The sequence below is a fragment of the Pseudomonas putida NBRC 14164 genome, assembly GCF_000412675.1.
Classification (GTDB): Bacteria; Pseudomonadota; Gammaproteobacteria; order Pseudomonadales; family Pseudomonadaceae; genus Aquipseudomonas; species Aquipseudomonas putida.
Map to the genome: position 1 here is coordinate 337,874 of NC_021505.1, position 12,278 is coordinate 350,151.

A 12,278-nucleotide genomic window follows, 5' to 3' on the forward strand; every position below is an offset into this window, starting at 1 on the left:
TTGTTTGCTTGAAAGCTGGGGCTGCGGTGCAGCCCCAGTCTTGTTTATCATGCGGGTTCAGTCTCTTCGTGGCGCAGTCTTGATGCCACAACTCGTGTTGCAGTGTCCCCCGTCTCCGGCGCAAAACTGTCGCTACGCGCCATCCGCCACATCCGCGCATAAAACTCGCTTTCAATCGAGCCACTGAGCAGTTCGCCTGGCTTGAGGAACGTGTGCAGGTCCGAGAACAGCCCGATTTCGCTGGGGCTGATACGCCGTGCCAGGTGCTTGGGCTTAAGCTCCGAAGGGTGCTCCAGGCCCGCAGCAGCCAGCATTTCGGCCAGTGCGTGCAGCGTGTTGCGGTGGAAGCTGGCCACCCGCTCGGCTTTGTCTGGCACCACCAGGGCGCGCTGGCGCAGTGGGTCTTGCGTGGCCACGCCGGTCGGGCATTTGTTGGTGTGGCAGCTTTGCGACTGGATGCAGCCAATGGCGAACATGAAGCCGCGTGCCGAGTTGACCCAGTCAGCGCCGATGGCCAGTACGCTGGCGATGTCGAAGGCACTGACGATCTTGCCCGCAGCGCCAATGCGAATGCTGGAGCGCAGGTTCAGGCCGACCAGGGTGTTGTGCACGAACATCAGGCCTTCGCGCATGGGCACACCCATGTTGTCGCTGAACTCGCGAGGTGCCGCGCCGGTACCGCCTTCCTTGCCATCGACAACGATGAAGTCCGGGGTGATGCCGGTGGCCAGCATGGCCTTGGCAATGCCCATGAACTCCCACGGGTGGCCCAAGCAGAACTTGAAGCCTACGGGCTTGCCACCCGACAGCTCGCGCAGGCTGGCCACGAATTGCAGCAACCCGGCTGGCGTGCGGAAGGCACTGTGCGCGGCCGGGGAGATGCAGTCTTCACCTGCGCGCACGCCACGGGTCTCGGCAATTTCGGCGCTGACCTTGTGCCCTGGCAGGATACCGCCGTGGCCTGGCTTGGCGCCTTGGCTGAGCTTGATCTCGATCATCTTCACCTGCGGCGAGCGGGCCTGTTCGGCGAAGCGGTGAGGGTCGAAACGACCGTCCTCGGTACGGCAGCCGAAGTAGCCACTGCCGATTTCCCAGATCAGGTCACCGCCATGTTCGCGGTGGTAGGGGCTGATGCTGCCTTCACCCGTGTCATGGGCAAAACGGCCCATGCGCGCACCGCGGTTTAGCGCGGCGATGGCATTGGCGCTGAGGGCGCCAAAGCTCATGGCGGAGATGTTGAAGATCGAGGCCGAGTAGGGCAGGCGGCATTGCGGCCCGCCAATGGCGATGCGGAACGAGGCCGGGTCTGGCGTGGCCACTGGCAGCATCGAATGGCTGATGAATTCGAAACCGGGTTTGTAGGCATCGTTCAGGGTACCGAAGGCTTTCTCGGCGCTTTCGTTCTTGGCGCGTGCGTAAACGAGCGAGCGCTGCGAGCGGGAGAACGGCAGCTTGTCGTCGTCACCCTCGATCAGGTACTGGCGGATTTCCGGGCGGATGGTTTCGATCAGGTAGCGGATATTGCCCAGGATCGGGTAGTTGCGGCGCACGGCGTGGTGGCTCTGGCGCAGGTCGTTGAGCCCGACGAGGCTGAGCAGGGCAGTGATCAGTGTGATTGGCCAGAGCCAGGCATGTTGGGGCAGCAGCGGCAGGCTGGCAAAGGTGAACAACAGGCAGATGACGAGGCAGGCGTAGCGGCTGGGCAGAGAGTGATTCATGGGTCCATCGCAGGCAGGATGACCGGGCATAGGATAGGCAAAGGCGGGGAGGGGAAAACCTGGGTAATCGGTAAAAGACTGTTACCTGATTGCGCAGTCCCACAGAAAAATAGCGTTAGCCAGGCAGCAGTATGCTGACCCGCAACCCACCGCCCTCGCGGTTCGCCACCATCAGCTCACCGCCATGGCTGTTGGCAATCCGCTGGGCAATGCTCAACCCCAGCCCGTAGCCGCCGGATGCCTGGTTACGCGAGCCTTCACCGCGCACGAACGGGTCGGTGATGGTTGTCAGCAGGCCCGGCGCAATCCCAGGGCCGCGGTCGTCGATGTGGATGAACACCCCATCGACAGCCCGTTCCAGTGTGACCGAGATGTCCTTCGCGTAGCGCAACGCATTGACCAACAAGTTTTGCAGGCAGCGTTGCAGCAACAGGGCATCCACCTGCGAACACCCCACCTTGCCATGCACCGGCAGCGCTTCTTCGGCGCTGGCCAACTCGGCGCATTGGCGTGCCACCAGCCTGTCCAGGTCCACCTGCTGCAAATTCAACTGCTCGCCTGCGCGCAGGTAATCGAGTACCTGGCCGATCATGTCGTCCATCTGGGTAATGTTCTGTCGCAGGCGCTGGCGATGTTCGTCGTCCGGTAGCCGCTCCAGGCGCAGGCGCATGCGGGTCAGCGGGGTGCGCAGGTCGTGGGACACGGCGGCCAGGAAGTAGGCCTTGTCATTGACCATGGCAATCAGCCGCTGCTGCATGGCGTTGAACGCCTGGGCCGCCTGGCGCACTTCTTCCGGGCCATCCAGCGCCAGGGGAGGCTGCTCGAGGTTGCCGCCCAGGCCGCGCGCTGCGTCGGCCAGGCGCCGCAACGGGCGCAGGCACAGGCGCACGGCAATCAGGCACACCAGCAATACCGCGACAATCCGCAGCGCATACACCCGCAACAGGTAGTCGCTGATCAGCACCCAGGCCGATTCGCCACTCCAGCCCTGCAGTTCCTGGCCCTCGATGGTCAGCCAGTGGCCGTCGGCCAACGGCACCGCGAACTGCACATGCGCCTGGGCCGTGCGCAGGCCGAACAGGCTGCGCCAGACAATCGGCTGGCCCAGCTCATCGGTCAGCCGCACCTTCAGCAGGCGCACGTCCTGGGCATGCCCCAGTTCGTACCTGAGGGCCTGCTGCAGCAACAGCTCGACGCGCCTGCGCCCTCGGCGCTCGTCATGTTCAGGTGTGGGTAGCGTTTCGGCGCAGCGCAACTGATAGTGGGCGGGCACCTTCAGCGCGCCGGCGTGGCAACTGGCCTGGGCGATCAGGGGCGCACTGCGCGCGGCGATCAGGCGAATGGGCGCCTCGAGTACCTGGGCGAAACGCACATCGAACCAGATGCTGCTCGACATCAACTGGATCACCAGCGTGCCGCTGATCATGATCAGCAGCAGCTGGCCAAACAAGGTGCGCGGCCACAGCCGGCGAAGCCAGCGCATGTCAGGCATCGGCCGCGAGGTTGGCGATACTCAGCAGGTAGCCTTCGTTGCGGATGGTGAGAATTTGCGCAGCCCCCGCCGGCGCACGGCGTAGTTGCTGGCGCAGGCGGCTGACGCACATGTCCACCGAACGGTCGTCGGGCAGGTGGTCGCGGCCAAACGCGCTGCGGGTCAGCTGGTCGCGGGAGACCACCCGGTTGTTGGCTTCCAGCAGTTCGCGCAGCACGCGATAGTCGGAGCGCGGCAGGGTCAGGGTTTCGCCATCGGGGCGGGTGAGCAGACGCTTGACGTGTTCAAGGCGAAAGCCTGCGAACAGCTGGGCGTCCGCCACGGCGGACTCTTCCGCGGGAGTGTCCAGGCGTTGCGGGCGACGCAGCACGGCCTTGATCCGGGCGATCAGCTCGCGCGGCTCGAAGGGTTTGGCCAGGTAGTCGTCGGCACCCACTTCCAGGCCGATGATGCGGTCCAGCGTGCTTCCCTTGGCCGACAGCATGATTACTGCCAACCCCGGGGTCGCTTGCAACTGGCGGCACAGGCTAAGGCCATCTTCGCCGGGCAGCATCAGGTCGAGCACCACCAGGTCCACCTTGTGCCGGGCCAGCTGTTCGCGCATCTGTTCACCGTCTGCTGCGGCTAGCACGTTGTAGCCGGCATCGGTCAGGTAATCACAAAGAAGTTCGCGGATTTCGTCGTCATCGTCGACAACCAGCAAGGTCGTGGTCATGCGGAAAAACACCTGTTCGGTGAGGGCCGGTGGCGCTCGTTACGTTCAATTACATCCCCGTACATGTCGGGTCTGGAGCCGGGAGGGCCGATCCCTAGAATCCTAACAAAAAATCATCTGCAAATACGAAGCCTTCCCAAATGAATCCCAAGCGCATCCCGAAAGTGTTCACCCCCATCAGCCAAAGCGGCAATCGCCTCAAGCCGTTGGCGTTCTTCGTTGCCGTCGCCATCAGTGGCGGGGCCATGGCTGCCGATGGCAAACCTCTGGAGCTGGACGCCACGCAGATCGAAGACAGCGCTCTGCTGCCGGCCGACGATGCTGGCCAGCTAGGCTACACGGTCGAGAGCACCCGTAGCTCCACCGGCCTGGCGCTGACGCCACGCCAGACGCCGCAATCGGTCACCACCATTACCCGCCAGCAGATGGATGACCGCGACATCCACACCATCGAGCAGGCGCTGGAAACCACGCCAGGCGTAACGGCCAACAAGTCCGAGGTAGGTGGGCGTACCGACTACCGTGCCCGGGGCTATTCGATCAGCAACTGGAAGGTCGACGGCCTGCAGACCCAGGGCGGTTCGGACTTCAGCGGCAGTGGCAACGCACTGAATATGGACCTGTACGAACGCATCGACATCGTGCGCGGCGCCAACGGCCTGCTGGGCGGCACCGGCGACCCCTCGGCCACCGTCAACCTGATCCGCAAGGCACCGACCAAGACATTCGGCGGCAGCGCCTACGCCACGTACGGCAGCTGGGACAAGCGTCGCCTGGGTGCGGACCTGAATCTGCCCCTGTCCGCGGATGGCCGCCTGCGCTCGCGCTTCGTGATGACCCAGCAGGACGCCAACTCGTTCCGTGACAACCAGTCCGAACGCTCCCGCGCCGCGCTGGCCAATTTCGAGTTCGACCTGGACGACGCCACCACCCTGGGCGCCGGTTACCAGTATGAGTACAACAAGGTTGTCGGCGGCGGCTGGGGCGCGAACATCCCCATCTGGTACCGCGACGGTAGCAAGACCGATTTGCCGCGCAGCACCAACGTGGTGCCCAGCTGGAGCTTTGGCGAGTACACCACCCGTACCGCGTTCGGCTCTCTGGAGCACCGCTTCGACAACGACTGGACACTGGACCTGAAAGCAGCCCAGGCGACTACCGAAGCCTTGAACCACCGGGGCCTTGCCAAGGTGAACTCGGCTGGGCGCGGCAGCTTCGGCGGCTATTGGGACCAGGACGGCAGCGGCGCGGTGCTGAACGGTTTGCACAGCTCCAGCGACACCACCCAGCAGTCGGCGCAGATCGACCTCTCCGGCCCCTTCCAGCTGTTTGGCCGCACCCACCAGGCCATGGTCGGCTACAACGACAGCCGCACCGTTGGCTGGTCGCCCCAGTACACCTGCACCATGGTCGGCGACGGCATGGCCAGCGCGCCTGCACTGGGTTGCCAGTTCCGCGCCAATAACGGCTTCCCGGTCACGGACTGGCACAATGGCGTGGATGACGACTACGACCTCATCGCCTCGCGCACCGGCCTTCACAGCAAGACCACCACCCGCCTGCAGGGCATGTACGCCGCCACCCGCCTGAGCATCACCGACCCGCTATCGGTAATCGTTGGCGTGCGCACCAGCAACTATTCTTCGGTGACCCGCAGCGTGGCCGGCGAGCGCAGCAGCCAGGAAGAAAACGGCATTGTCACCCCCTACCTGGGCGCGGTGTATGACCTCAACGACAATTACTCGTTGTATGCCAGCTACACCGATATCTTCACCCCGCAAACCTCTGAAACCAGCAGCGGCAGCAAGGTCGAGCCGATTCGTGGGCAAAGCTACGAAACAGGTATCAAGGGTGAATGGTTCGATGGCCGCCTGAACGCCTCGGCGGCGTACTTCCGCACCAAGCAGGAAAACAAGGCCGTGCTGGACGGCGACCTGACCACACCGACCGGGGCCAGCGCCTACAAGGCGGGCTCTGGCGTGGAAACCGACGGTATCGACCTGGAAGTGGCAGGCGCGCTGACGCCCAACTGGAACGTGTATGCCGGCTACACCTACCTGCACTTCCGTCGCGTCGACAGCGATGGCCGCAGCGACCCGTCGCACCTGTTCAAGGCCTCCACCACCTACCGCCTGAGCGGCCCGCTCGACCGCCTGACCCTGGGCGCCGGCGTGACTGCGCAGACCAACATCCGCGCCATCTCCAGCCCGGCTGGCCAGCCCACGAACGGTGTGAGCAATGGTGCCACTGACGTGAACTGGTCCGGTTATGCCATCTGGAATGCCATGGCCAAGTACCAGCTGACCGATGAAACCAGCGTCAGCCTCAACGCCAACAACCTGTTCGACAAGCACTACTACACCCAGTACGGGTTCTATGCCGGGGCCATCTACGGCGACCCGCGTAACCTGTCGTTGACGGTAAGTACCGCGTTCTGACCAACCGTGCCCACAGGTCTGCGCGCGGTCGCTGTGGGAGCGGCTTTAGCCGCGAACACCGGCGAAGCCGGTGCCATGCACCGCGTTGGACTCTTCGCGGGCACGCCCGCTCCCACAGGTACCGCGCAGACTTCAGGTCTATGCAGTATCTGTCGGGGCAACTGAATTGCAAAAAATCTGAAAGCGAGCGCGATCACTGTGGGAGCGGGCTCGCCCGCGAACACGGGCGAAGCCCGTGCCATCCACCACGGTGTCGGTTTCGGGGTGTGCCCGCTCCCAAGCGGCCCTTTCTCAGGTGGGCTCTGCCGCGTGCCCTGCATCAGCTGGCTTCTCCAAATGGCCCTCGAAGCTATCCCAATCTTCGCCAAACAGCTCCACCGGATGCATGGTCCGGTCTGCGCCATTGCCACAGGCTAGCGCCTTGGCCGGGCAGTACAGGTCGCAACCCCAGCAGATACGCTCGGGGTGGCGAGGGTTTGTGGGAAATCTCTTGGCCATGCTCATCCTCCCTCAGGGCTACTTGGCCTGAACGTAAACCCCTGGCCCAGCCCCTCGGTTGACCGACATCAATCCATTGGCGGTTGCGAAGTCATCGCGCATCCAGATATCTATTTGACAGATATCTGGATCACAGACAATTTCCACCTTATGTTGGGGCGCCGCGACAACACAATGCGGGTCAAGAAAAACGAATGCCGCCACATCGCGTGTCTCAATGCGCGAACGGGCACTCTGTACATCAAGGCCATTTTGTCGCACGCCGAGTACGACAAATGGTGCCGAAGCGATATCAGGTAGCAACCTGGGCAGCGCGATATTTCAATTCGACAGGTGACAACATGAAGCGGGCTAAAATCGAAGCCAATGGACTAGATGCCTTCATCGCTAATATTTCACCCATGCTCGATGGCCTGAACACTCAGATGGCAACCATGGCCCAGCTTCTGGCCGCCTGCCATGATCCCATCAAGGACGATGCCGAGCTTCAGGCACGCATGGCATTGATCGACGAGCTTTACTCCCATGCGGACAGTGAAGGCCACGCTGCGGCACGCTTTGCGGAGATGGTAGCGGACCGCGTCTACGAGTATGAGAGTGAGTCCGTATTGGTGCCGTTCGCGAGCCAGGCCGAAGCGTTGGCCTTTCTGCTGTCGGACAGGGGGGTGAAGCAGAAGGACCTGTCGGCGATAGCGACCCAGAGCGCGGTTTCGGAGATTCTGAACAACAAGCGGAAGATGACGGTTGCCCAGGTAAAGGGCTTTGCTGAGTTTTTCAGCGTACCGGTCGAGTTCTTCATGCATGGGGTGGTTTGACAGCGGAGACAGGGTGGGAGCAGCGCAGTGAAAGCCGAAAACAAAAAAGGCCCACCTTTCGGTGAGCCTTTTTTGATACTGCGTATGGTGCGGCACCAGGAGTCGAAAAAGCTCGTAAATAACTGAAAGTAAATATTTTTCTGTGATGTTATTTTTGATTCTATCTCTAAAACTATCCGTCGCGGTTATCTCCGTTTTTTAATTGGTGAGTGATACTCCGGGTTGGGCCGAATAAAGGGCGGTTCAGTATCTAGTAGTAGGTGTTTTTGCACGCGGCGTATAAGTGTTTCCTGCAGTATTAAGTTTGCGCTATAAGAGCGCTTAAACACCATGAGTGTTTTTTGTTGCATTTCGGATGGCGTGAAAATTATACTGAGCCATCATTCTGATATTGCAGAGGGAATTGAAGGTGCTTCCGAAAGTCTTTGTATACCCTGAGGGACAGCGCATATGGTTGGTTAGGGCTTCCGGCGGAAAGCATTTTCAGAATTTCCTGAAGCACGGCGTTGTTGCAATCGCTCATATCGACAAGCTAATCAAAAAACACGCGCTTGACGAAATTCCTTCTAGAGAGATTTTGCGCGGGTATCTGGAAGCTGAATCTGACAGCTTCTTTGATTCACCTTTAGCAGTACTGAAAAAACTCGATGACACCAGCACTGAGCTAGAGCAAGATGTTGAGTTGGCCGAGGAAGAGTATTTTGAAAGCAAAATGTCTCTAGCCAACCGCGAAGCGCAGGTGAATAAATTTGCGCAAGAAATGTGCGTGGGTGATCTGGTCGTTACTTTATGTAAGACCCATATAGTTATCGGACAATTCACGTCAGAGTCTTACATTGATGAGACTGTGTTGGTTAATAAGATATACAGAGGCTCAAAAGAGCCGAAGGTTGAGTATTTAGAGTCTAAGCTACGCAGGAATGTTGCCTGGGGTAAGCCAATTGCACGGGAGCTTCTTAGTGCCGGATTAAAGAAGCCTCTTTTAGCTAGGAATACGGTTTCCAGCTTGGACGAATATTGGGATAAAATATATTGTTTGATTTATCCTATTTTTGTTCGTTCAAACGTGGTTTATTTCTCTAATCGCGTTGCAAAAATTGGCCCCGTTGGCACTCGAAGTATGTGCAAGCTGCTTGATTTCGTAGTTTGCACGCAATTGACGACAGATGCTCTGCTGAAACCAACTATGCCGGGTTTTGACTTGGCGAGATTGTTAGAGGACAGCTTGCATGGGACCGACTTTCAAGAAAGATTGACCTCGCAGGCTGAAGTTATGTCGCCTGGTTACTTTCATCACGCAGTTCAGGTGTTGAATGGAGTGAAACCAGAGGTCTATGCTCGGGTCTTAGCTTCTTTGCTAGCCTTCGGCTTGACTGGGTGTCAAGGCGGGTCTGATGCGCTGGCTAGTCTATCTGAAGAGATAGTATCAACTCTTAAACAAGATGATATGTCCCAGGAGCGAACTGCAAAGCCTGCTGATAGGGACAAAACAGATAAAATGCTTGAGGAGTATAAGCAGATTATGGGCAAGAAAGGGGTTACAAGTTTGACCTCTAGCCTTGATCTAAAATTAGCTAACGCCGATAGCGCATTGCCGTCTATTTCCTTCTCGCCACAAATAGATATTGAGAGTGGTTCAGAAAAAACCATGGGGGCCAAACAACATTCCAGCGGAACGGGCGAGCAGTTCCGCCTTGACTTGGAATAGGGGGTGACGGTGAGAAATGGAATTTTAGAATTCGTAGGTGGTGCATTCTTACTGACGGCTATTACATATGCTTCAGGAAGAGGCTATTTTAATGGTTACTTTCGAAGCGTGAGAGTAGACCCCGCGTTCGTTGATGTTGCTGTGGATCAAATTTTCTTTGAGGGTGGTAGAGAAATAATCAAGGTTGTAAGCCCTGTTGCGTATCCATTTTTATTTTTTGTTGTCGCTAGTGTGCTGTCGGCGTTATTGGGTACGCTGTATTTGAAGAAGATTGCATCTGCAAGGGCTGAGAATTTGTTGCTCGCCTGTTCGCAGTTGAAAGGAATTTTTTTGCTGGTTGGGATAGTGTGGTTTTCTAACTATCTATTCAATTCGGCAATGAAAAGTGGTGGCGAGGTTGCTGTCACTAATGGGTGCAATTTTGTGGTCGTTCATGTGAACGACAAGGACAGCCAGACGGGATGTCTCATTTACAAAAGCGTGGATAATATTTGGGTGCGCTACGAGACCGAAGAGTCTGAGTACGTTTCTGTTTTCCCGAGGGATAACTTTTACAGAGCAGACATGAAGATGCGGAACTAACTACTGCCGTTTGTAGTTGCAGGGGGCGGTTTTCGGTGTTGTTTAGATTTTTGATCAAAAACAAAAATGGATTGATTTATGTTTCGGAAGATAAATCAGCCCCCATTTTCTGGATCCCGATAAAGCTTATAGTTTGATATGATGCGTCGAGGCCTAGCGACTTAAAGTGCATTAAGTCGCCTAAGGTTTTTTCTGGCGTGGCTATATGGTCTTTTTTATGACAGAACTGCTTCCATCGCTTAATTTTATTGTTTCAAAGTCTTGGAAAAGCGAAGGTGCGTCTTGCTTGACAATTTTTAGGATTTGAGTTGACACATCCCGCATCTCCCAGTCACCCTCGATTGCCCCTCTCGTAATTAGGAAGTGCCTCAGTGCTCTGGCGTTTGCCGTGAATACTAATTTTGTTTCAATGGCGTTTGGGAGAATTGATCTTGCAGTTGTTCTGAGTTCTCGTAACTTTTCTTTGTTGGAAAAGCTGTTGCTTATAGATAGTTTCTTTGCGCTCGCGATGAGCTCTCTATATAGCTCGACTGATGAATGCATTGCATCAAGCCATTTTTTATATAAAGGAGAATCTTTTTTTAGGGATGGAGGCGCAACAAAGTCCGCGTCAGACTCGTCGTAATACTGCTGTGAAAGCTGACTATATGAAAAGCCAGCGCGATGTCGCACAAGTTGATGGGTGAAACCCCGTGATACACCTGATACGATGAAAGTCCAACTTGCATGCTCGAGCACACTGCCATGCCCGCTATCAATGAGGTTGAGTATGTATTCCTGATTGCTTCTAGGCGATTGACGTTGACCAAAAGACATATAGCAAATTCGCCCTGAGAATTCGACTAAGTCATCGCTGCTTTTAGAGTCAGTCGTTCTTTGCCACACCATTTTTTCAGAATCTAAGAATTCTTGAATCGCGTCAAAGTCAATAGAGCTTTTTGCAACGCATCTCACAATAGGACTTGAGACTTTCATTCTGTCTCCTTATGGTCAGGTGCAGGTGCAGGTGCAGGTGCAGGTGCAGGTGCAGGTGCAGGTGCAGGTGCAGGTGCAGGTGCAGGTGCAGGTGCAGGTGCAGGTGCAGGTGCAGGTGCAGGTGTGTCAATTACGGAAGGCTTTTTTTCTAGCTGGCTTTGCAGAGTTTTTATCTGTTCTTCCAGCTTTTTGATGGCTTCGCCATTTTTTGATTCGCTGTGTCTATTTTCTAGAAGGCCTGTTGCAACTGGAAGTAAACTCGGTACAACGATCGCTAGAATTGCGAAAGCTAACGACAAGAGTCCCAGCGCAGCTATGAAATGCCTCCAGATCACTCGCTTGATATCGTCGTACGACCTTTCTGAAATGTTTGCGAAATCTTTTGAAAGTTTAGATAGCTGCGTTAGGTTTGCACCGGTGCCTGGCCCTTTTTGATAGCCAGAGGAAGGAGCATTTAGCCTGAACAGGAGCAGAGTTGCTACGACAGAGCTTGGCTCCATTGGAGCTGCGTCTTTACCCATGTTAATGAGACAAACCGTGAGTTTTCCGCTATAACCTGGATCGATATGACCTGGGTTGGTCATGATGATGCCATTCTTTGTCAAAGAGTTCGGAGGTAGGAGAATGCCTCCGATGTCTTTGCTTAACTGTATGTTTTCAGATAGTTCGATAATTATCGCTTCCCCTGCTCCTATACTGCACTGGTGTATCGCTAGGTCGGAGATGTTCTGAACTTTGTTTATTTCTTTTATTTTGTCCGGGATATATATTTTTCCGACAGTCAGATCGATAGAAGCGGATTGGATCTGCCGGTGATCGAAAAGACGGCCAAAATCTATTTCTCCGGAGAGTACGGCTGTTCGGATCTCAGCGTCAGTTAATAGCAAACCAGGTCTCCAAAGAAATAGCTCAAGATACTCTTATAGTAAGTGAATGTTGAATTTTTCAAAAGGCTCGCAGCGCCCGCCCCGTACGCCATCCAGGCCGGTCTGTTTTGCCGAAGTCCCAAACCTATTCCCCACGTCATCCCGCCAAGAATGCTGAGTGTTATCAGGGATCAAGGCCCCTGCGACCTGTGGGGAATGTCCTCTTCACGGGACTGGCGGCTCCTTACGACCGGGAGCAAGGGCATCTCATGATCTGGCCTCCTGAGCACCGTTACCGGTGGGCGGGTGGAGGCTGCATTGGCTGACGAGACCAGTGCCGCGAGATCCTGAGCCGGGTGAACGCAGCAATGCGATGACCGGGGCATGCCTGACTGTCAGTCAGGTGCAGGCCATTCCTTGGTCTGCGGCACCATCATCTGCATGGCTGTTGCTGGTGACATCGGCGTTTGT

Annotated in this window: 11 protein-coding genes; 5 read left to right on the plus strand and 6 right to left on the minus strand. The window is 56.6% G+C overall.

The features are described from left to right. Positions 1-47: 47 nt before the first annotated feature. The 3 genes from PP4_RS01485 to PP4_RS01495 all read right to left on the minus strand — a co-directional run bounded on the left by PP4_RS01485 (position 48) and on the right by PP4_RS01495 (position 3,925). On the minus strand, positions 48-1,718 hold the full coding sequence (locus PP4_RS01485) for an FMN-binding glutamate synthase family protein (protein ID WP_016497578.1): 1,671 nt from the start codon (positions 1,716-1,718) through the stop codon (positions 48-50). 115 nt (positions 1,719-1,833) lie between these two features. Continuing rightward, complete coding sequence (locus PP4_RS01490) at positions 1,834-3,201, minus strand: ATP-binding protein (protein WP_041167951.1); 1,368 nt, start codon at positions 3,199-3,201, stop codon at positions 1,834-1,836. Position 3,202: 1 nt separating this feature from the next. After that, on the minus strand, positions 3,203-3,925 hold the full coding sequence (locus tag PP4_RS01495; RefSeq protein ID WP_016497580.1) for a response regulator: 723 nt from the start codon (positions 3,923-3,925) through the stop codon (positions 3,203-3,205). Between the two features lie 140 nt (positions 3,926-4,065). Between PP4_RS01495 and PP4_RS01500 the strand changes: the two genes are divergently transcribed. After that, positions 4,066-6,363 carry a TonB-dependent siderophore receptor gene (locus tag PP4_RS01500; RefSeq protein WP_016497581.1) on the plus strand — a complete coding sequence of 766 codons (2,298 nt, stop codon included), beginning with the start codon at positions 4,066-4,068 and terminating at the stop codon, positions 6,361-6,363. 291 nt (positions 6,364-6,654) lie between these two features. Here PP4_RS01500 and PP4_RS27650 read toward each other — a convergent pair whose 3' ends face one another. Beyond that, the gene (locus PP4_RS27650; protein ID WP_016497582.1) at positions 6,655-6,861 is read right to left on the minus strand and encodes a DUF3079 domain-containing protein; all 207 of its coding nucleotides are present in this window, start codon (positions 6,859-6,861) and stop codon (positions 6,655-6,657) included. Between the two features lie 174 nt (positions 6,862-7,035). Here PP4_RS27650 and PP4_RS27655 point away from each other — a divergent pair, with 174 nt between their 5' ends. From PP4_RS27655 to PP4_RS01515, 4 genes are all read left to right on the plus strand, one after another. Beyond that, positions 7,036-7,161 (plus strand): type II toxin-antitoxin system HigB family toxin, encoded by a 126-nt coding sequence (locus PP4_RS27655; protein WP_231859021.1) that lies wholly within the window; start codon positions 7,036-7,038, stop codon positions 7,159-7,161. A 41-nt stretch (positions 7,162-7,202) separates the two neighbouring features. Continuing rightward, positions 7,203-7,676 carry a helix-turn-helix domain-containing protein gene (locus tag PP4_RS01505; protein ID WP_016497583.1) on the plus strand — a complete coding sequence of 158 codons (474 nt, stop codon included), beginning with the start codon at positions 7,203-7,205 and terminating at the stop codon, positions 7,674-7,676. A gap of 409 nt (positions 7,677-8,085) precedes the next feature. Beyond that, on the plus strand, positions 8,086-9,384 hold the full coding sequence (locus PP4_RS01510; protein WP_016497584.1) for a hypothetical protein: 1,299 nt from the start codon (positions 8,086-8,088) through the stop codon (positions 9,382-9,384). 3 nt (positions 9,385-9,387) lie between these two features. Then, on the plus strand, positions 9,388-9,966 hold the full coding sequence (locus PP4_RS01515) for a hypothetical protein (protein WP_016497585.1): 579 nt from the start codon (positions 9,388-9,390) through the stop codon (positions 9,964-9,966). A 201-nt stretch (positions 9,967-10,167) separates the two neighbouring features. On the opposite strand, the gene thyX is transcribed toward PP4_RS01515, so the two are convergent. Further along, on the minus strand, positions 10,168-10,941 hold the full coding sequence (thyX, locus tag PP4_RS27660; protein ID WP_016497586.1) for an FAD-dependent thymidylate synthase: 774 nt from the start codon (positions 10,939-10,941) through the stop codon (positions 10,168-10,170). Next, positions 10,938-11,828, minus strand: a complete 891-nt coding sequence (locus tag PP4_RS28475; RefSeq protein WP_041167494.1) for a dCTP deaminase — start codon at positions 11,826-11,828, stop codon at positions 10,938-10,940. The genes thyX and PP4_RS28475 overlap by 4 nt, the downstream gene beginning before the upstream one ends. Positions 11,829-12,278 lie beyond the last annotated feature (450 nt).